A 20,174-nucleotide genomic window follows, 5' to 3' on the forward strand; every position below is an offset into this window, starting at 1 on the left:
CCTGGTCAGAAGTTGTAACGAAGTCCCACCAAAGCTGAACCGATAAGCTGACTGTTGAAGCCTTCTTGGTCGAAGGCGTTGAGGCTGGCCGCCGCGGTCCCCGTGAGGCCGCGCCAGAAGCGCCGCGAATAGGATGTGGTCAGGCCCGCCGACTGGACGTCGCTGGCGCCCGGCGCGCCATTGTCGAAATAATTGACATAACCCGACAGCGAGAGGTCCGAATCGACGTCGAGCTGACGCGCCGCCGACACGAAGAGATAATAATTCTCGTCCTTGATCCCGTTGAGGCTGCCGATCGGCGACAGCAAGGGCGCGAGCAGCTTACGCTGGTCGTAACCGAGGCCGACGCCGTAGCTCCATCCACTGAAGCGCGACGACAAAGTCGCCTGCACACCGCGGCTGCGATACTGCGCCGAGGTCGCATTGCCGAGCTGGTTGCTGAGGCAGCCGCCGCCCTGCTGTCCGAAAACGCACGGATTGATGTCGCCGCTGATCGGATTGCGGGTCGGGTCGAATTGCGTCGGCAGCGCGGCAAGCCCGCCCGACAGGCCGCGGCCAAGGCTGGACAATCCGTCATAGACGCCGACCTGGATCGCGGTCGCATGGTCGGCGCGATAGGTGAAGCTGCCGGTGTAGATGGTGTCGCCGTAACGGCGGCCGACTCTGGCCGTAAGCGATGTACGGCGGCTCGGCTGCCACATCACGCCGGCATCCCAGATCAGCCCGTCGGTATCGAACGAGAGCTGGCGCGGGGTCGATTTATCGGTGATGAAGCGGCCGCTGGCATCGCGCACCGGCACGCCATTGGCATCGACCACCGGATTGCGCTGGCCGATCTCAATATCTTCGTAGCCGACGCCGCCGAGCAGCGCGACCGTCGGGCCGATCGGCACCGTGACGTCGGCGCGGGCATATTTGCCCTCGTAGCGCTGGTCGAGCTGGCTCGCGTCCTCGCGCTCGTACCCGCCCGACACTTGCCACCCGAACGGCAGGTCGCCCGGCCGCGCGCCGACGCTGGCCCACGCGACATGGTTCGTCGAGCTGTCGAAAATATCCTGCGGCTGCGTTCCCGGCGACAGGATCGCCGGCTGGTCCACATCGACCTTGGTATAACCGAAACGATAGCCAGCGCCGACGTCGAGCCCGCCGATGCGGCGCGCGAAGGTCGGACCGGCGTAGAGCGAATAGAGGTTCGCGACATTGCTGGCGTCGCCGATCAACAGGCCGCTCGCGGCGCCCTGCCCGTCGGCGCGCGAGCGGGTAGCGAGCGCGCCGCCTTCGAGATTCAGGCCGCGCGCCGCCTCGATCCGTCCGCGGGCGAGGCCGCTGATCGTGTCCGAATCGCCGAGGCCGCCATTCCATCCGATGCGATGTTCGTAGCGCAGCGTGCCCGCGAGTTCGGCGCGATGCGTCACGATCGACGCGTCGACGCCGACCGCCAGGTTCGTATAGGTGAGGACGTCGCCGCCGTTCTTGAGGTCGGCGGTCAGGACCTGGCCGATTTCGAGATAGGGGCTGACGTCGACCTGGCGCTGCGCACGGCGGCCTTCGGCGCGCTTCGCGGCGCGGCCTTCGGAGGCCGGCGCGCCGGCCGCAGGCGCGTTGCCGCTGCCCGTTCCCGGATCGCCTGAAAATTGCGCGTGCGCGCCCGTCGCCGTCCCGGCGAGCAGCACGGCCGCCAGCGTCGACATATGACGCATGGTGGTGGTGGTGCGCATCACGCGCCTCCCTGTCCGTAATAGGTGCCGAAGCGGCGGCCGCCCGGCGAGAATTTGACCCCGTTGAGGAGCAGCTGGATGTGCGGACACGCGCCCATCAGGCCGATCGCGTCGCGGAGCGCCGATTCGAGCGTTTCGTCGGCGCGCACGACCATGATCGTCTGCCCGACATGCCCGGCAAGCACCGCCGCGGGCGACGCCGCGAGCACCGGCGGCGAATCGATGATGAGGATGCGCCCCGGCGCGCCCGCTTCGAGCTGCGCAAGCAAAGCCTCGGTCCGCGCCGAGGCGAGAAGTTCGGTGTCGTGCATATGCCCGGTGCCCGCGGGCATCACCTTCAGCCCCGGAATGTCGGTCTGGATCAGGCAGTCGCCGAGCGGCAGGTGCGGATCGGCGAGCGCGTCCATCAGGCCGGGACCGTCGTCGAGCCCCAAGGCTTCGAGCACGCTCGGCTTGGCAATGTCGGCGTCGATCAGCAGCACGTCGTGATCGGCCTCGACCGCGAGGCTCAATGCAAGGTTGACCGCGGAGAAGGTCTTGCCCTCGCCCGGGTTCGCCGACGCGATCAGCACGCGGTGGCCGCGCGGCAGGATCGGGCGATTGCCGACGCCGCCGAAATTGCGGATCAGCTCGCGCTTCACGATGCGATATTCTTCGGAAATGCCGGTGACGGGCGTGCCGGGCACGATCATCCCGCGCGACGCGAGGCGCTCGCGGTCGATCGTTCCCTGCCGCGTCGGCACGATGGCGGGCGCCGCCTTGGCGACATCCTTGCGCGGCGACGGCTTGGGCGCGGCGGGCGCGGCCTCGACGGCGGGCGCCGCCTCGACGACCGGATCGAGGATTTCGGGCTGCGGGGTTTCCGCAACCGGATCGGCCGGAGCCTTCTTCGCCTTTTTGGGCGCTTCGGGCGGCAGTTTCGACACGTCGATCGTCGGCGCATTGGCTGCGGGATCGAGGCCGAACATGTCGGCTGCGCGTTCGAGGAGCGAGGGCGGGCGCTTGACTTTGCGTTGGTCGTTCATGTCATCGTCCCCCGTCACGCAACCATGCCGCGTTGGATGAATTCGACGACCAGCAGCAAGGCATAGAGGCCGACCAGCGCGCCTCCGCCACTCGCCAGCCAGACGAGTTTCTTGCGCCGGTCGAGATGGCGGTCGGGCGTCACGACTTCGGTGATCGACCCGATCACCGGCAGGCCGCTCGCGCGTTCGAGCTTCGCGGCGGTCGCGTAGCTGGTGCGCACCTGAGCGAGACCGAAGGCGGCGCCGATGCCGCCGCCGATGCCGGCGAGCAGGACGAGCGTCAGGAACAAGGGCCGGTTGGGTGCCGCGGGGCTGGTCGGTTTCGACGGCGGGTCGAGCAGTTCGATCTTGATCGCGTCGGTTTCGGTCTGCACCTCGCCGCGCATGCGCACCTGTTCGCGCTGCGCGAGCAATTTGTCATACTGCGCCTTGAACGCGGTATATTCGCCGTTGATGCGGTCGTATTCGGCAGCGATGCCGGGATTCTGGATCTGCTGCGAGGTGATTTTGGCGATGTCGCCGGTGAGCTGCGCCTTGCGCGACGACAGCGCGCTCACCGTCGCCTGCCGTTCGGCGCGCATCGCCGACAGCGAGGCATAGGCCGGGTTCTGCGAATTGCCGCCGCCACCGCCGCCCGCACCCTCGCGGTCGGCCATCGCTTTCAGCGAGGATATCTGGCTTTTCAGCGCGATGACGTCGGGGTGCGCGTCGGTCAGCCCGCGCGCGCGCATCGACGACAGTTCATTCTGCGCCCCGGCAAGCTGCTGGCGCGCGACGCCGCCGCCGACGCTGCCCATGCCGGGGATGTTGATCGTCGCGGGGGTCGAGGAGAGCTGGCCGTTCGCGGCGGCGAGTTGCGCCTGCGCCGACACGAGCTGCGAATCGATCTGGCCGAGTTCGGCGCGCGCGGCTTCGACACGCTGCGCGGGCGAACCGCTGCCACCCGGGATCAGGCCGATATTCTGCGCCTCGAACGCGCCGCGGCGCGCTTCGACCTCGCGCAGCGCCTTTTCGCGGTCGGCGATCTGGGCGTCGAGGAATTTCAGCCCCTCGCGCGCGTTCATCCGGCCACCGCGCAGCTGGTCGTCGCGGAACACGGTGATCAGGCTGTCGAGCACGCCCGAGGCGAGCTTCGCATTGTCGGCGTCGGACAGGCTGCCGACCGCGACGCTCGAGGTGATTTCGAAGATATTGTCCTGCTGCGGGATGACCTTGATATTCTTTTGCAGCATGCCGACCGCGCCGGCCTTTTCGCGCTCGTTCGCGCCGGCGGGAAGCAGGCCGGTCGTCGCGGCGACCTTTTCCATGTTGCGCGCGCTGGTCAGCGTTTCGCGAATCTGGTCGAGCTGCGGACGCCCGCCGCCGCCCTGCGCGTCGTCGGGCAGGATTTCGTTGACGTCGACGAGCAGGCGCGCGCGGCTGTCATAGCGGTTGGGAATCGACGCGATCGCGAGCCAGCCGAGGATGCAGATGCCCCACGCCACCGCCAGCACGAGCCACCGGCGCGTCCAGACGCTGTGCAGCGCTACCCGGAATTCGTCGTAAAGGCTGTTCATCGCTCGAAATCGATCCTTGGGAGATGGGTGGGTTGGCGGCTACGGTCAGAACATGCTTTCGGGGATGATGATCACATCGCCGGGCTGCAGCCGCACATTCGCCTTGATGTCGCCGCGCTTGATCAGGTCATTAAGCCGCAGGCCGAACTCCTGCTGCTTCCCACTGCCCTTGTCGAAGCGGACGAGTCGCGCTTTGTTTCCAGCGGCATATTCGCCGAGGCCGCCGACTGCAATCATTGCGTCGAGCACGGTCATATTGGCGCGGAACGGGATCGACGCGGGTTTTTCGGTGGCGCCGACGATACGCACCTGCTGCGAGAAGGTGCTGTTGAAGCTGGTGACGATCACGCTGACGATCGGATCGGTAATATATTGGCTGAGCTGGAGCTTGATGTCCTGCTGCAGCATCGTGGGGGTTTTTCCCACGGCGGGCATGTCGGTGATCAGCGGCGTGGTGATGCGGCCGTCGGGGCGCACCTGGACCTTGCCGCCGAGTTCGGGGTTGCGCCACACGAAGATCTGGAGCTCGTCGAGCGGGCCGATGATATATTCCTCGCCCGGCCCTTCCTGGTTCTGGACAAAGTTCGCGCTCGGCAGCTGCGGCGCGTTGCCGCCGGCGCCCATGCAACCCGTCAGCGCGGTCGCGGCGATGCCCGATACGAGCGCGGCGCGCGCGATGCGGAGCGAGGGGAACGAAGCCATAATCCATCAACCTTTCGAGCCGTCAGGGGAACCGCGGTCCGGAACTCCGCGGCGACAGCCATTGCGTCAGCTTCCGCCATTGCTCGAAAAGGGTGAACATAATGTTAGTATTGAACTAAGTTTGGACCACGCTTGTCGGAAAATGTCCCGATAAGGAACAGATTCAGACGTGTCAGACGAGCATTTCGCGCGCCGGTCCCTGCCCCAGGAAGGTCGCAGGGCTGGCGCTCGCGCCATAGGCGCCGGCGAGGAAAATCGCGATGAGATCGCCGACCTCGGCGCGCGGGAGCGCGACCTGGTCGCCGAGACGGTCGAGCGGGGTGCAGAGGCAGCCGACCACCGAGACGGTCTCGACCGGTTCGCGCCCGAAGGCGCCCGCGACCGCGATCGGGTAGTTGCGACGGATCACGGTGCCGAAATTGCCGCTCGCGGCGAGCTGGTGGTGGAGGCCGCCGTCGGTGACGAGGAAGGTTTCGCCATGGCTGGTCTTCCGGTCGACGACGCGGGTCAGATAGACCCCCGCCTCGGCGACAAGCCAGCGGCCGAGTTCCATTGCGAAATGGCTCTTTGCGAGAACCGGATCGCGCACCGCCAGCGTCTCGCCGAGCGCCGCCCCGACGGAGGCGACATCGACCGGCTTGTCGCCGGGGAAATAGGGGACCCCCATGCCGCCGCCGAGATTGACGAGCGGCGGCGTCTCCCCGATCTCGTTCGCGAGCCGTGCCGCGAGCGCGACGGTCTGCGCCTGCGTCTCGGCGATGGCGGCGGCGTCCAGCGCCTGCGATCCCGCGAAAATATGGAAACCCTGCCAGTCGGCGCCCGCATCGATCAGGCGCCGGACGAGCACCGGAACCTCGGCGGCATCGACCCCGAAGGGCTTGGCGCCGCCGCCCATCTTCATGCCCGACCCCTTGAGGTCGAAGTCGGGATTGACGCGCACCGCGAGGCTGGGCGTCAATCCCAGATGCTCGGCGATCGACAACGCCCGTTCGGCCTCGCCCGCCGATTCGAGATTGAGCGTCGCGCCGGCGGTGATCGTCGCTTCGAGTTCGCGGTCGCGCTTGCCGGGCCCGGCGAAACTGATATCGCCCGCGGGCATCCCGCTGCCGAGCGCGGCTTTGAGTTCGCCGCCCGACGCGACATCGAACCCGTCGACCAGCCGCGCCATGAAGGCGAGCAAAGGCGCGTAAGGGTTCGCCTTCATCGCATAATGAAGCTGCACCCCGGCAGGCATCGCGGCGCGCCATTCGGCGACGCGCGCGGTGAGCATCGCGCTGTCATAGGCGAACAGCGGCGTGTCGCCCGCGACGTCGGCGAGCGCTTCGGCGCGGTCGCCCCCGATCAGCAGCATGCCGCTGACATCGGCGCGGAAACCGGGCGGGATCGGGCCATGCGGTTTCATGCCGTCAACTCCTTGGCCCAATCGGCGGCAATCGCCACGCGGTCGAGCTTGCCATTGGGATTGCGCGGCAGAGCCTCGCGCCATTCGATCGCCTGCGGCTGCATGAAATTGGGGAGGTTCTGGCGGAGATAGGCCGCGAGCCCCTCCTCGTCGGCGACGCCGTCCTTGCCGCGCACGATGAGGACAATCGCCGCGCCGAGCCGCGGATCGGGCACGCCAAATGCCACGGCTTCGTAGATCAACCCCGAAGCGACCGCGACATCCTCGACCTCGGTCGGGCTGACGCGGTTGCCTGCGGTCTTGATCATCGCGTCGTCGCGGCCGACGAAATAGAGAAGATGATTGGCGTCACGGCGCACCGTGTCGCCCGACCACACCGCCATGCCGCCATATTCGGACGCACGCGGCGCCGGTTTGAAGCGCTGCGCGGTGCGTTCCTCGTCGCGCCAATAGCCTTTGGCGACGAGCGGCCCGCAATGGACGAGTTCGCCCGGTTCTTCGTCGGCGGTGATCGTCCCATCGGGGCGGCATACCAAAATCTCGGCATGCGGGATCGCGCGGCCCATCGAGGTCGGATGATCGGCGACGAATTTCGGATCGAGCCAGGTCGAGCGGAATGCCTCGGTCAGCCCGTACATCGGGTAGATGTCGGCGCCCGGGAAGGTAGCCCGCAGCGCGTCGATGAGCGACGGCGTGAGCGCGCCGCCGCTGTTGGTCAGGCGTTTAAGATGGGCCGCGGTTTCGGCGGGCCATTCGGCCTCGACGAGCTGCACCCAGAGCGGCGGCACGCCCGCGAGCGTCGTCGCCCTGTGCCGCGCCACCGCCTTCACGACGTCACGCGCGGTCAGATAATCGAGCGGCGCGACCGCCGCGCCGGCATACCAGCTCGAAAGCAGCTGGTTCTGGCCATAATCGAAGCTGAGCGGCAGGACGGCGAGCACACGGTCTTCGGGCACGATCTTCAGATAGGAAGCGACGCTTTCGGCACCGAGCCACAGGTTCGCGTGGCTGAGCATCACGCCCTTGGGCCGCCCGGTCGAACCGCTGGTGTAGAGGATCGCGGCGAGATCGTCGGGCTCGGCGATCGAGAGCGGCAGCCCCTGCCCGCCCGAATCAATCACTTCCTCGCCGATCTTCAGGTCCTGCACGACGCATTCGTCGGGAAGACCTTCGCCGAGCATCTCGGCGCGCGCACCATTGGTGACGAGCAGCTTCGCGCCGCTGTCCGACAGGATGTGCGCGACCTGCGGTCCCTTGAGCAACGGATTGACCGGCACGTGGATCAGCCCCGCGCGCGCCGCCGCGAGCGGCATCAGGCAGGCGAGCCGCGTCTTGGCGCTCCAGCTTGCGACGCGTTCACCGGGACCGCCGGCCTGTTCAAGCAGCCATGACGCGAGCCGTCCAACTCCGGCGTCGAGTTCGGCGAAGGTGGTTACCCGATCGCCGATCAGCAGCGCAGCCGCGTCCGATGCACCGCAGCGGGTGAGATGGTCGATCGGCCTGGAAGATGTGTTTTCGGCTTTGGTCATCGGCTGTTAGGACAGGAGTGATAGAGGGCGGCACCATGCAAGGGAACGGTGAACATCACGCTAATGATGAGCGGCTGCCCGCCACAGCGCGCGCGGCCGGCTTTGCGTCGCCGTTCGACCGGGCCGAATGGTTCGACCTGCTCACCGCGCATGGCTTTGCCGGCCATGACCGAATCGACGCACGTGGCAGCGCGGGCGCGACGCGTGCGTGGTTGCCGCTGCGGGTCGAGGCGCCGGGCGATCTGGCCGGCCTCACCAACTGGTACAGCTTTTCGATCCGGCCACTTTTCGATGGCGACGGCGATCGCAGCGGCGCCCTTGGCGCGCTTTTCGCCGATCTTCGCCAAAAAGCCGCGCGTCTGACGCTTTACCCTGTTGCCGACCCCGATGCGCTGACCGCCGCGCTACGCGCTGCGGGCTGGTGGGTGAAGACGGCGCCTGCGGGGGATCGCCATTGGCTCGACCTGGGCGAGATGGACCATGACGCCTGGTGGGCGAGCCGGCCCGGCGCGCTGCGCAATACCGTTCAGCGCAAGGCGAAGAAGGGTGTCGTCGATATCCAGCTGCTCACCGATTTCGATCCGGGGAGCTGGGCGGCTTACGAACAAATCTATGCCGCGAGCTGGAAGCCCGAAGAAGGCCACCCCGCACTACTGCGCGCCTTTGCCGAGGTCGAAGGCGATGGCGGACGCCTGCGCATGGGAATCGCGCGTATCGACGGAATCCCCGTCGCCGCGCAGTTCTGGACCGTCGAGGACGGCACCGCCTTCATCCACAAGCTCGCGCATGTCGAGGACAGCCTGAAAGCCTCGCCGGGTACGTTGCTGTCGGCGGCGCTGTTTCGCCATGTGATCGAGGTCGATGGCGTGAAGCGCGTCGATTTCGGCACCGGTAACGACGGGTACAAGCGCGACTGGATGAATCGGCACGACCCGCTGTGGCGCATCGAGGCTTTCAATCCGTCGCGCGTCGCGGCATGGGGTCCGGCATTGAAGGCATATGCCCGTTCGCTGCTCAGGAAAGACTCATGACCGAACCCGCTACCAAAGCACCCGGCGTCGACGCCACCCTTCGCGCTCTGCTCGCCGATGTGCTCGGCCTCGGCGAAGCGCGCGCCGCGGCGCTGACCGAGGATAGCGGACTGTTCGGCGAACTGCCCGAGTTCGATTCGATGGCCGTCGCGACGGTGCTGACCGAGATGGAAGACCGGCTGGGCATCCTGATCGACGATGATGAGATCGACGGCGAAATCTTTGAAACCTACGGCAATTTGCTCGCCTTTTCGCTGCGCAAAGTGACCGACTGACCCCGGATGCGCGCATGAGCGAACATCGATTGCGCATCGACCCCGCGGGCACGCCCCGCGCCACCATCCTGATCGTCCCGCCGCTGTTCGAGGAAGCGAACCGTACGCGCCGCACGCTGGTGCTCGCAATGCGCGCGCTGGCGGCCGACGGATTTGCGGCAATGCTGCCCGACCTGCCGGGGCAGAATGAGAGCCTTGTGCCGTTGGAGCAGGTCGATCTGGCGCGCTGGCAAGATGCGCTTGCCGAGGTTGCGGCGGGTATCGACGGCCCGACCCTTGTGGCGTCGGTTCGCGGCGGGGTGTTGATCGACCACCAGGTGAAAGCCGCGGCCTGGTGGCGGCTGGCGCCTGCCGGTGGAGCGTCGCTGCTCCGCACCCTGATGCGTGCAAGGGTGAGCGCCGACCGCGAGGCCGGACTGACCTCTTCGCTCGAAAGCTTGCAGGAAGAGGCGAAGACCAGGCCGCTCCTCGTCGCGGGCAACCGATTGTCCCCGGAAATGGTCGCGCAGCTCGGCACGAGCGAGGCGCAAGCGGTGGAGCCGTTGCGCAACATCGGCCTCGGTGCCGACGGCATCGCAGGAACGCCGCTGTGGCTGCGCGCCGAGCCGGGCGAGGATGCCGCGATGGCGGCTGCGATTGCCGCCGACATTTCCGCATGGAGCACGACATGCGGCATCAGCTGAGCTTCGCCTGCGAAGGCGCGACGCTCGCCGCGAGCCTCGACGAGGCGGCGGGCAGGACCGGCCTGCTGATCGTGTCGGGTGGCAATGAAATCCGCAGCGGCGCACACCGCGGCATGGCGATGCTGGCGGCGCGGGTCGCCGAGGCGGGGCATCCGGTATTCCGTTTCGACCGGCGCGGGATCGGCGACAGCGAGGGCATGAATGGCGGGTTCGAAAGCAGCGGACCCGATATTAATGCGGCGATTGCGGCGTTTCGCGAAGCGGCGCCGCACGTGACGCGCATCATCGGCTTCGGCAATTGCGATGCGGCGAGCGCGTTGTTGCTTCACCAGCCGTTGGCGCTCGATGGGCTGATCATCGCCAATCCGTGGACTTACGACAGTGACGCCGCAGAAGCCGCGGAGCCTGCGCTGCCTCCGGCTTCGGCGATCCGCGCGCGCTATCTGGCGCGGCTGAGGGATCCGAAAAGCCTGCTGCGGCTGATCAAGGGCGAGGTCGATTTCCGCAAATTGTTCCGCGGGCTTTCGGCGCTCAAGGCGACTGCCGTGCCTGCTGCGCCCGATAGTCTCGCGGCGCGGATCGATGGTGCGATCGCCGTGCTCGGTCCGCCCGCGACGATCATGCTCGCCACTGGCGACCGGACCGCGCAGGCTTTTATGGAAAGTTGCCCGTCGGCGCTAAGCCGCCTTCCCGTCGAACGCCTCGCCAGCGCGTCGCACAGCTTTGCCGGGGAGGATGCCGACTGGCTGTGTCAGCGGATATTGGCGGCTCTCGAAACATGAAGTCATCCCAGCGAAAGCTGGGATCGCTGGCGTTCATTGGCGACGATAGCGGTCCCAGCTTTCGCTGGGATGACGTTTTGTCAGGCGTCCACCATCGCGTGATATTCGGCCTCGGCCAAGAACCGCTCCGCGTCGAGCGCGGCCATGCAGCCCATGCCCGCGGCGGTCACCGCCTGACGATAGATTTTGTCGGTGACGTCGCCCGCGGCGAAAACGCCGGGGACCGCGGTCAGCGACGTACCCGGCGTCACTTCCAGATAGCCGTCGTCGTCGAGCGGCAGCTTGCCCTTGAACAGCTCGGTCGACGGGCTGTGGCCGATCGCGACGAAGCCGCCGTCGGTCGGCTCAAAGCTCGCCGCGCCGGTTTCGGTGTCGATCAGGTCGACGCCGACCAGCCCCGACACGCCTTCACCCGCGACGAAACGGTCGACGCGCTTGTTCCAGAGCACCTTGATCTTCGGATTGGCGAACAGGCGGTCCTGCAAGATCTTTTCAGCGCGCAAATGGTCGCGGCGGTGGATCAGCGTGACGTCTTCGCTGTGGTTGGTGAGATAGAGCGCTTCCTCGACCGCGGTGTTGCCGCCGCCGATCACCACGACCTTCTTGCCGCGATAGAAGAAACCGTCGCACGTCGCACACGCCGAAACGCCCTTGCCGCCGAGTTCCTGTTCGCCCGGCACGCCGAGCCATTTCGCCTGCGCACCCGTCGCGATGACGAGGGTTTCGGCCATATAGACGTCGCCGCCGTCGCCGGTCAGCTTGAACGGACGGCGCGACAGGTCGACGTCGACGATCGTGTCCCAGATCATGCTGGTGCCGACATGCGTCGCCTGCGCGGTCATCTGTTCCATCAGCCACGGACCCTGGATCACCTCGGCAAAGCCCGGGTAGTTTTCGACGTCGGTGGTGATCGTCAGCTGGCCGCCGGGTTGCAGCCCCTGCACCACGATCGGCATCATGCCCGCGCGCGCGGCGTAGATGGCGGCCGACAGGCCGGCGGGGCCGGAACCGAGGATGAGCATCTTGGTGTGATGAACGGCGGGCATAACGATCTTTCGTTGGCGGTGCGGACAGGCACAGATGGGTGTTGCCAACCGCGCTAGCAAGGGTCACCTTCCGCGCCAAGGGGAGACTGGCGAATGGCAAGCTGGTGGGAACGTCACGGAGTACCGCGCCTGATCAAATGCGCCTGTTCGCAGGGGCAGATCATGAAGGTGCGCAGCAAGGTCGTGCCGAACGCGCGCGGGCATGTGCTCGAACTCGGTTGCGGCGGCGGGATCAACATGGAATTTTACCGGCCGGGGCAGATCGAGAGCTTCAGCGGGCTCGATCCCTCGCCCGAACTGCTCGCGATGAGCGTCGCGGCGGCGGCGGCGCGCGGGATCGACGCCGATATCCGTGAAGGGATCGGCGAGGCGATGCCGTTTGAGAGCGGTTCTTTCGACACCGTCGTTACCACCTTCACCTTATGCTCGGTTCACGATCAGGCCGCGGTGCTCGCCGAAATCCGCCGCGTGCTGAAGCCCGGCGGGACCGCGCTGTTCCTCGAACATGGCGCCGCGCCCGATGCCGGGGTCGCGAAGTGGCAGCGGCGGATCGAGCCGGTGTGGAAACGCATCGGCGGCAACTGCCACCTGACCCGGCCGATCAGCGACGCCTATGAAAAGGCGGGTTTCGCAGTCGACCGGCAGGCGGCCGCTTACATCCCGAAAACGCCGCGGCCGTTCGGCTGGTACGAATATGGCGCGGCGCGCGCGACGGGCTGATTGGTAGCGAGGCACCATCTCACGAAGAGGGTTCAACCGTCCCCATTGTGAGCGCCTTTGCGTCTTCCTTCGCCGCAGGCGCCGGGCCATTCGCCGTCACCGGCAATCCAAAGAAGGCGCGGCGCGCGGCCTCTCCCGCTTTGCGCAGCGGGGCGATGATCTCGGCGTGCGCGGCTTCCCACGCTTCCGCCTCTTCGTCGTCGAGGGTGCGTTCATAATCCTTGTCGCCGAACGCGCCTTCCTCGATCCCGACATAATCGTCGGGCGGCGGGAAGTTGGTGCGCCATTCGCCGCTTTCCTCGTCGGCCCAGATCGTCATTTCGGCGGCTTCCTCTTCGGGGGTCGGTTCGGGTTCGGGGTCGCTTTCGGAAAGCGCGGAAAACTGCGCAACTTCATTCGCGATCGGGGTGTCTTTCCATAGGCTGGCGAGCGGGTTGGCGCGATTGTCGCGGCCGGCGAGCCAGCACGCGAGCGCGGCGCCATGGCCCTGCGCATCGGGATGGCCGGCGCCGATATCGAAGAGCGACAGGAACCCGGCCCAGTCGCCCGCGATGATCTGCGCGAGCATCGCCTCGCCCGCGCGGGCGCGCACGTCGACGGCGCGGTCGAGCCGCGCGAGCATCGCGAGGCCGAGGCTTGGGATCTGGCGGCGGCGCTTGGTAAAGGCGCGCTGCGTTTCGGCTTCGGCCTGGCGTTCGACACTTTCCTCGACCCCATAGATCGCGCGGTCGAGCAGTTCGTCGGCGAGCCGGTCGCGCGCGATGAGCAACGCCGCGGCCCAGCCGAGCGAAAAGGCCGCGCCCTCGGGCCGACGGCGCATTTGATAGGCGGCGCTCGGCGACATCGAGACATGCGCGGCGGCGATGCGCACCGAGCCGCTCGTCGCGAGGCGGCCGAGGAAATCGCGCTGAAGCGCCGGGGTCCAGTGGTAGCTGGCGGGCGCGGCGATGGCGGCGGGGTCGGGAATGGCGTCTTCCATCGATTCGTCCTTTCGGTAAGTTAAAACCGCGCAAGAGAACCATATGGGTTAAATGTAGGAAAGAGTTTTACCGCACAAGCGACCCTATTTCGTCATATCGCCGGTCGCGGGCTTCGCCCGGGGTGCGGGAACGGCATGAATCGTCCGGTTGCGGACATTCAGGCCGACGCCGTCCGAACCCCATGCCGGACATCGCCAGCAATCAGTCGCGGCTTTGTGTCCGGGGCAAGTTACTCGATTGATATCTCTCTTCGGCGAGAGCTACCCACATGACAGGGGGTCGAAGCGTTGTGGCCTGTCAGTCGTCACGTTTTTCCCATTCTTTTATCGCGCGTACCATCGCATCAATGCGCGCATGGTTGCAGTAGAATTCTTGCTTGGCTTCCGGCGTTTTGAAACGCTCAATTTCCTCGGGCGTATTTAAGCTACAATATAGCGCGTTCGCCCTGACCTTGGCTATTTCCTCCGCCTCATACACATCCCACGAAACGCCTTCCCCCTTTATGGAGTTGGTGATGGTTATCCTGCCAACCGATGATCCGGCCATGGGGTAGTGACCGGGCGGAGTCGGGTCTTTCGGTCTTAACTGCTCGGCGCTAGATATCATCTCAGCAGCCTTTTCCTTCCGCCGTTGCTTGCGGACTGCGGCGGCCTCGGCAATTTTCCGGTCACGCTCCGCCCTCAATGTGATTTCTGCCCTAAGCAAATCAGTGTCCAAAGGCGCCGGGGTCAGCGGCGTTAACTCCGGCTGTACCGCTGCGGCGGGCGCTTCTTTCACTTCCTGATCAGGCGAAGTCAGAGAGGGTGCGGGGTGGTTCATTTTCCAGTCGATGAATTCTCTGACGTTCTCATAAAACCACGCGAGAGCGATGCCTAAAACACCAAAGGCGATGAACGCGAACTTGTTGTCGGAAAGAAATTGGGGATCGATCATAGCCCAAACCCCAGAAGCAATCACCTCTGCGCTAAGCGTGTAAATCGTTCGGATCACCCGCGTTCTAAGTTCCCGCCCCATCAGTTCTCGATACCATCAGTGGTAGGGCGAGTCACACTACTTGTCCGAAGGGGATAATCACCGACCTGATCCGGCGTCGCGCGAGATCGAAGCCAGTCGATGCCTAAAAAAAGCGGGATCCCGGATCAGGTCCGGGATGACGAAAAATGGGTAACAAGGAAAAATGGGTAACATGAACGTCCGCTCAGCACCCCCAAAGCGGTCGATCACCCCGTCGGACGAACCGTCGTTCCTGCCCTATTCCTTCTCGCCGACCTCGACGAGGCCGTGCCCGACGCTCACCCGCTCGTCGAAGACGAAGCAGCTGCCGTGCCAGCGGCTTTCGCCCTCGGGCACCTGTTCCAGATAGGCGAGGATACCGCCCTTCAAGTGGACGACATCCTCAACGCCCTCGTGGCGGAGGAAGGCGGTCGATTTTTCGCAGCGGATGCCGCCGGTGCAGAACATCGCGACGCGCTTGCCCGCGAAACGGTCGGCGTTGGCGCGCCACCAGTCGGGGAATTCGCCGAAGCTTTTGGTCTCGGGATCGACGGCGCCCGCGAAGCTGCCGTAGCCGACCTCGAAGCCGTTGCGCGTATCGATCAACACCGTGTCCGGGTCGTCGACGAGCGCGTTCCAGTCGGCGGGATCCACGTAAGGAGCGGCGTCGCGCGCGGGGTCGAGCCCCGGCACCTTCATCGTCACGATTTCCTTTTTCAGCCGCACCTTCATCCGCTGGAACGGCATCTCGGTCGCGGCCGAATATTTGACGTCGAGTTCGGCGCAGTCGGGCAGGCCGCGAATATGGCCGAGCACCGCGGCGATTCCCGCCTCGGTCCCGGCGATTGTCCCGTTCACGCCTTCGCGCGCGAGGAGCAGCGTGCCCATGACGCCCTCTGCCGCGCAGAGGTCGATCAGCGGCTGGCGCAGCGCGGCGGGATCGTCGAACGACGCGAAGCGGTAGAGGGCGGCAACGGTGAAGGTCATGGCGGCGCCCCCTTACCCGTTTGCCCCATCCAACAAAAGCAAGGTTATTGCGAGGAGCCAATCCTCCCTGTCGCGCAGCGATGGAGAGGGGGACCGCCGCCGCAGGCGGTGGTGGAGGGGCTGCAACGTCGCGCCATTCGCCCCTCCGTCAGCGCTGCGCGCTGCCACCTCCCCATCGCTGCGCGACAGGGAGGATCAACACACCCTCACCCGAACGGATCACTCCGTCCCGTCGCATATTGCGCCATCGCCATCGTCGTCCATTGCGCGTTGACGCGGATGCAGCTGGGGAAAGTGCTCGCGTCGGTGACGAACACATTGGTCGTTTCGTGGACGCGGCAGTCGAGGTCGACGACGCCGTACGCCGGATCCTCGTTGATCGCATTGCCGCCGTGCGGGTGGCTGCTCGACAGCGTGACATCGTCCTGTTCGCGGATCGCATCGCGGAAAAACGCATCGACATCCATGCCGGGCGTGATCTTTTGCCCTTTGGCCAGCGCGGGATAGCATTCGAGCGCCCCCGCGGCGAAATGGACCTTGGTCAGCGTCGCCATCGCGTCGCGCAGCACCGGCAGATCGTCGTCCACGTCCAGCCGGAACTCCAGCTTGCCGTCCTTCACCTGCCCGCGGCGGTCGGCAGGAAAAAGGATGCCCGCCGAATGGACGCGGCCGAAATTCTTCATCCGGCTCGCATGGTCGCCGAACCAGCCGGGCATCAGCGACGCCATCGACATCGGCGGCTGAAAATGGCTTTCGAGCAGGAAGTCGCCGCAGTCGACATAGCTCGACATCTGGTCCTCGTCCCACGCATCGCCGCCGACGCGGTCGGGCATCAAGGCAACGACGGGCGAGGCGACGTTGAGCGACACCTGATAGCCGGTGCGGTCGATATCGCTGCGGTCGAGCAGCTTTGACGACGCGATCGTGCCCGCGGCGACGACGACGCCGGCGCGCGCACGGACCAGCGTCTTCGACCCGTCGGGGAGGACCAGCTTGACCGCTTCGGCCTCACGCCGGCCGTCGTAGGCGGTTTGCCAGACGATGCGCTCGGCCTTGGTCCCCGGCAGGATGCGCGCGCCGAAATCGCGGCACGCCTCGGGCAGATAGGTTTGCGCGATGCCCATGCGGCGGCCATAGGCGCAGCCCGAATTGCAATAGCCGCAATAGGCGCAGGCGCTGGCGGTGTTCGGCGGGCCGAAATTCTTCGCGAACCAGTCGGCGATCGCGCGCTGGTCGCGCGGATTGGTCGACCCCGCCGCATAGGTGCGCCATCCCTCGATCAGATGCGGGCCGTTGTGGCGCCCGCTGCGCGGTTCGATCGGTGCGATGCCGAGCTTGTCGCGCACCGAATCGTAACTGGCATGGAACGCCGCGGCGTCGACGGGCGCGCCGATGCTCGCCCATTTGGCGAGCACATCCCTGGCGTCGGGATGCGTGCGCCCCGGCTCGTTGACGCGCAGGCATATCCCGTTGTTGATCGTCGACGATCCGCCGACGCAGCGCCCCTGGAACACCACGAAATCGCGGTTGGTCGAGGTTTGCAGCGCGCCATGCTTGTAGAGCTTCGCGATCATGTCGAGTTCGTGATGCGTGATCGCGTGGCTGGGATAAAAGGGGCCCGCCTCGACGATCAGCACCTTATAGCCCTGCGCCGCGATATTATAGGCGGCGACCCCGCCCCCGGCGCCCGAGCCGATGACGATCACGTCATATTCGTCCTCGAGCGTCGACGCATCGAGGATATGCGCGGGGTCGATCTCGCGCCCGTGCACGGGGTCGAGCGGCACGTCATAGCTGCCGCGCTGGCGGAATTTGGGGAGGGTGAAGCCGATCTGGCGGTGCACCGGATTGGTGGCGTTGGCGCTCTGGTCGCCGGGTTCGAGCCCGGGCTGCCAATGGCCGTAATAGCAGGCGTAGATGACGCCGCGCAGCCGCGCCATGTCCTGGAACAGGTCGATCTGGCTGTTCTTGAGGCGATCGGTCAGCCTTTCGACGCGGTCCGCGACATCATTCTCGGTAAAGAAGGGACCGCCGAGCACCAGTTCGGTCGCGGTCAGCGACAGGCGGATCTCGTCGAGCTTGGTGCCGCCGACCTTTTCGAACAGGTCGCAGACGTTGGCGACGACCTGATCGGCCGAAATCACCATCTCGGCGTCGTGAAACAGCGCTTCGGTCAGCGCCTTCAGAAATTTGAGCTGCCCGAAATTAAACGGTGCCGTCATTGCCCTGCCCCCGGTTTGCGCACGCCGCAAAATGCCGGATTATAGCAGGCCGGGGCAAGATCTATTGTACGGGATCGCCAGTTACGCGGTGCGCGCGAGATTTTCTTCCGCAAGGAACGGCCGCACCGCCGCCATCGCGCGCGCCACATAGTCCGCTTTCTCGCCGACCGGTGCGACATAGTGCAGCGCCTCTTCGGCCGCCGTGGTCCCGGCGAGCCGCGCGATGATCCACGCGGCGAGATATTGCGACGCGAGGCAGCCGCCCGCGGTCGCGACATTGCCGTGCGCGACGAAGGGCGCGTCGAGCACCTCGACTCCCGCCTCGATCACCCACGGCTTGGTCGTGAGGTCGGTGCACGCGGGGAGCGCGCCGATCAGCCCGAGCTTGGCGAGCAGCAGCGTCCCCGAACATTGCGCGCCGATCAACTGGCGCGCCGGGTCGAGCCGGATGCGCCCGAGCATCAGCGGGTCCGCCGCGATCTCGCGCGTTTTGACGCCGCTGCCGATGATCACCGCGTCGGCCTTGGCCGCGAAGTCGAGCGGTTGCTGGCGTTCGATCGTCACGCCGTTCATCGACGTGACGCGCGGCGTCGGCGACGTGATGTGCGCTTCCCAGCCCTGCCCCCGCAAACGGTTCAGGATTCCGGCCGCAACGAACGAATCGAGTTCGTTGAAGCCATCGAAGGTCAGCACCGCAATCTGCACGTCAAAACTCCTGTGAAACGAGCGGCGCCTATACAGCGCCTTCGAAGATATCATCAACCCAGCGCGACCGCGCGGTGTCGTCGCGCGGCGACGCGAGGTAACGGCCCCACGCCGCGCTCTCGTGCGCGACGATTCCAAGCTCCCAGACGCAGAAGGTCGGGCGCACCACGCCGGCGTCCGGCGGATAGGCCGAATCGAACGGCGCGAAGGCGGGCATGTCGCCGTGGCGATACCAGACGGCTTCCCAGAGTTCGTTCGACCCCCGCCACACCGACACGAGCAGGAAATAGAAATCGGCGCCGCAGCGGTGGAGGATGACGAAGCCGCAATCGCCCGGCGCCACGGCCGCCGGCGCGTGTCCGGCGAACCAGTCGGCGCAGAGCCTGGCCACATCGTCCGGCACCGGCGCGTCGGTGGCGGTCAGGTGATAGAGCTTGAGCGCCGCGCCACCCGCTTCGATAGGTTCGCGAAACTCGGCGTGCTTGGGATAATGGCGATAGGCAGGATCGACGGCGGCGGACAATGGGCATCTCCAACGATGTTCTATATATGTTCTAACACGTGTGCGCCGCAAGCAGCAAGTCGCTAAAGGCCGCTCGCCGTTCCGTTATCGCCGGATCGTGGACCCCAGCGTGACGCTGCCGTTGCCCGCCGCCGCGCCCTGCCGGCCGGCGAGCAGGTCCAGATCGATACGGTCGCGGTTCGATGGTCCCATCGTCTGTCTCCCACCGGCATCACAGCCACCCGCGCTTGCGAAAATAGGCGAAGGGCAGGATCGACGAGACGAGCATCAGCCCAATCGCGAAGGGATAGCCGTACTGCCAGCGCAGTTCGGGCATGAGGTCGAAATTCATGCCGTAGATCGACGCGATCAGCGTCGGCGGCAGGAAAGCCACCGCGGCGACGGTGAAAATCTTGATGATCTGGTTCTGCTCGAGGTTGATCAGCCCGAGCGTCGCGTCGAGCAGGAAGTTGATCTTGCCCGACAGGAAGCTGGCGTGATCGGTCAGCGCCTGCACGTCGCGCTGGATCGTCTTGAGCCGTGCGCGCGCCTCGCGGGCGCTGCCTTCGCTCCGCGTGCCATGATAGGACAGCATCCGCGCGAGCCCGACGAGGCATTCGCGCAGCTTGGTGAGCAGGTCGCCCTCGCGCCCGATGCGGCCGAGCATCGCTTCGAGATCGCGCGCCGGACCTTCCGCCCCGCCGCCCGCCGCTTTCCGCGCAAAAACGTCGCGCGACACGGTGTCGCAATGAAGCGCGCTGCGTTCGAGCACGTCGGCGACGCGGTCGACGATCGCCTCGATCAGGTCGAGCATCAGCGTTTCGGCGGTGGTCGCACCGTTGGTGCGCAGCCGGCGCGCGACGACCTGTTCGAACGGCGCCGCCTCGGCATGGCGCACCGTCGCGAGGCTCGCCGCGCCGAGGATGAAGGTGACCGGCGCGAGGCGCGGTGCATCGCCGTCGAGCCCGACGACGATCGGCACCGTCATGAACTGCGCACCGACCTCTTCGTAAAGCCGCGCCGAGGGTTCGATTTCCTGCATTTCGGGCAGCGTCGGGATCGAAATCCCGAGCAAGGCGGCGGCATTTGCGGCGTCGTCGGCGGTCGGATGGACGATATCCGCCCACAGGATCGCGGGCGGGTTTGCCGCGCCGATATCGGCGCGGACGAGGCGATCGGCCTCGCGAACGAAAGCGTTGAACATGGAGTGTCTCCTGAATGCTGGCGTCCGCCAGCGTCCGGAGATGCGCAGGAGATTACCCCTGACGGACCGCCGTGGCTGCCGGACATATGGTGCGACGTCTACTGTCGGGGTC

General features: G+C 66.2%; 19 protein-coding genes. 5 read left to right on the forward strand and 14 right to left on the reverse strand.

What is annotated here, in order from left to right:
• Positions 1–5: 5 nt before the first annotated feature.
• The 6 genes from J2X38_RS19940 to J2X38_RS19965 all read right to left on the reverse strand — a co-directional run bounded on the left by J2X38_RS19940 (position 6) and on the right by J2X38_RS19965 (position 7,932).
• Positions 6–1,718 (reverse strand): hypothetical protein, encoded by a 1,713-nt coding sequence (locus tag J2X38_RS19940; RefSeq protein ID WP_310256660.1) that lies wholly within the window; start codon positions 1,716–1,718, stop codon positions 6–8.
• Entirely contained in the window at positions 1,718–2,743 is a 1,026-nt protein-coding gene (locus tag J2X38_RS19945; RefSeq protein WP_310256662.1) for a P-loop NTPase, read from the reverse strand. The genes J2X38_RS19940 and J2X38_RS19945 overlap by 1 nt, the downstream gene beginning before the upstream one ends.
• A gap of 14 nt (positions 2,744–2,757) precedes the next feature.
• Complete coding sequence (locus J2X38_RS19950) at positions 2,758–4,299, reverse strand: XrtA system polysaccharide chain length determinant (RefSeq protein ID WP_310256667.1); 1,542 nt, start codon at positions 4,297–4,299, stop codon at positions 2,758–2,760.
• 45 nt (positions 4,300–4,344) lie between these two features.
• Positions 4,345–5,001 (reverse strand): XrtA/PEP-CTERM system exopolysaccharide export protein, encoded by a 657-nt coding sequence (locus J2X38_RS19955; RefSeq protein ID WP_248453998.1) that lies wholly within the window; start codon positions 4,999–5,001, stop codon positions 4,345–4,347.
• A 172-nt stretch (positions 5,002–5,173) separates the two neighbouring features.
• Positions 5,174–6,403 (reverse strand): pyridoxal-dependent decarboxylase, exosortase A system-associated, encoded by a 1,230-nt coding sequence (locus J2X38_RS19960; protein ID WP_310256670.1) that lies wholly within the window; start codon positions 6,401–6,403, stop codon positions 5,174–5,176.
• Positions 6,400–7,932 (reverse strand): acyl-CoA ligase (AMP-forming), exosortase A system-associated, encoded by a 1,533-nt coding sequence (locus tag J2X38_RS19965; protein ID WP_310256673.1) that lies wholly within the window; start codon positions 7,930–7,932, stop codon positions 6,400–6,402. The genes J2X38_RS19960 and J2X38_RS19965 overlap by 4 nt, the downstream gene beginning before the upstream one ends.
• 35 nt (positions 7,933–7,967) lie before the next feature.
• Between J2X38_RS19965 and J2X38_RS19970 the strand changes: the two genes are divergently transcribed.
• The 4 genes from J2X38_RS19970 to J2X38_RS19985 are packed head-to-tail and all read left to right on the forward strand — an operon-like array spanning position 7,968 to position 10,703.
• Positions 7,968–8,963 (forward strand): GNAT family N-acetyltransferase, encoded by a 996-nt coding sequence (locus tag J2X38_RS19970; RefSeq protein ID WP_310256675.1) that lies wholly within the window; start codon positions 7,968–7,970, stop codon positions 8,961–8,963.
• Entirely contained in the window at positions 8,960–9,238 is a 279-nt protein-coding gene (locus J2X38_RS19975) for a phosphopantetheine-binding protein (protein ID WP_310256678.1), read from the forward strand. Before J2X38_RS19970 ends, J2X38_RS19975 begins: the two co-directional genes overlap by 4 nt.
• Positions 9,239–9,252: 14 nt before the next feature.
• Positions 9,253–9,921 (forward strand): hypothetical protein, encoded by a 669-nt coding sequence (locus J2X38_RS19980; RefSeq protein WP_310256681.1) that lies wholly within the window; start codon positions 9,253–9,255, stop codon positions 9,919–9,921.
• The gene (locus J2X38_RS19985) at positions 9,906–10,703 is read left to right on the forward strand and encodes a hydrolase 1, exosortase A system-associated (protein ID WP_310256684.1); all 798 of its coding nucleotides are present in this window, start codon (positions 9,906–9,908) and stop codon (positions 10,701–10,703) included. Before J2X38_RS19980 ends, J2X38_RS19985 begins: the two co-directional genes overlap by 16 nt.
• 80 nt (positions 10,704–10,783) lie before the next feature.
• Here the strand turns inward: J2X38_RS19985 and trxB are convergent, their stop codons facing one another.
• Positions 10,784–11,749 (reverse strand): thioredoxin-disulfide reductase, encoded by a 966-nt coding sequence (trxB, locus tag J2X38_RS19990; RefSeq protein WP_310256686.1) that lies wholly within the window; start codon positions 11,747–11,749, stop codon positions 10,784–10,786.
• A gap of 93 nt (positions 11,750–11,842) precedes the next feature.
• Here trxB and J2X38_RS19995 point away from each other — a divergent pair, with 93 nt between their 5' ends.
• Positions 11,843–12,469, forward strand: coding sequence for a class I SAM-dependent methyltransferase (locus J2X38_RS19995; RefSeq protein WP_310256689.1), 627 nt, complete (start codon positions 11,843–11,845; stop codon positions 12,467–12,469).
• Positions 12,470–12,488: 19 nt separating this feature from the next.
• On the opposite strand, the gene J2X38_RS20000 is transcribed toward J2X38_RS19995, so the two are convergent.
• The 7 genes from J2X38_RS20000 to J2X38_RS20030 form a co-directional block, all read right to left on the reverse strand.
• Positions 12,489–13,448: a hypothetical protein gene (locus J2X38_RS20000; protein WP_310256692.1), complete on the reverse strand. Its 960-nt coding sequence runs from the start codon at positions 13,446–13,448 to the stop codon at positions 12,489–12,491.
• A gap of 298 nt (positions 13,449–13,746) precedes the next feature.
• Positions 13,747–14,382, reverse strand: coding sequence for a hypothetical protein (locus J2X38_RS20005; RefSeq protein ID WP_310256695.1), 636 nt, complete (start codon positions 14,380–14,382; stop codon positions 13,747–13,749).
• Between the two features lie 318 nt (positions 14,383–14,700).
• Positions 14,701–15,429, reverse strand: coding sequence for a rhodanese-related sulfurtransferase (locus J2X38_RS20010; protein ID WP_310256699.1), 729 nt, complete (start codon positions 15,427–15,429; stop codon positions 14,701–14,703).
• A 206-nt stretch (positions 15,430–15,635) separates the two neighbouring features.
• Complete coding sequence (locus tag J2X38_RS20015) at positions 15,636–17,651, reverse strand: GMC family oxidoreductase N-terminal domain-containing protein (RefSeq protein ID WP_310256701.1); 2,016 nt, start codon at positions 17,649–17,651, stop codon at positions 15,636–15,638.
• 81 nt (positions 17,652–17,732) lie between these two features.
• Complete coding sequence (locus J2X38_RS20020) at positions 17,733–18,356, reverse strand: DJ-1/PfpI family protein (RefSeq protein ID WP_310256704.1); 624 nt, start codon at positions 18,354–18,356, stop codon at positions 17,733–17,735.
• A gap of 28 nt (positions 18,357–18,384) precedes the next feature.
• On the reverse strand, positions 18,385–18,879 hold the full coding sequence (locus tag J2X38_RS20025; RefSeq protein WP_310256707.1) for a hypothetical protein: 495 nt from the start codon (positions 18,877–18,879) through the stop codon (positions 18,385–18,387).
• A gap of 211 nt (positions 18,880–19,090) precedes the next feature.
• Entirely contained in the window at positions 19,091–20,062 is a 972-nt protein-coding gene (locus tag J2X38_RS20030; protein ID WP_310256709.1) for a magnesium transporter CorA family protein, read from the reverse strand.
• Between the last annotated feature and the right edge of the window lie 112 nt (positions 20,063–20,174).

Origin of the sequence: Sphingopyxis sp. BE235 (assembly GCF_031457175.1) — a bacterium.
GTDB lineage: Bacteria > Pseudomonadota > Alphaproteobacteria > Sphingomonadales > Sphingomonadaceae > Sphingopyxis.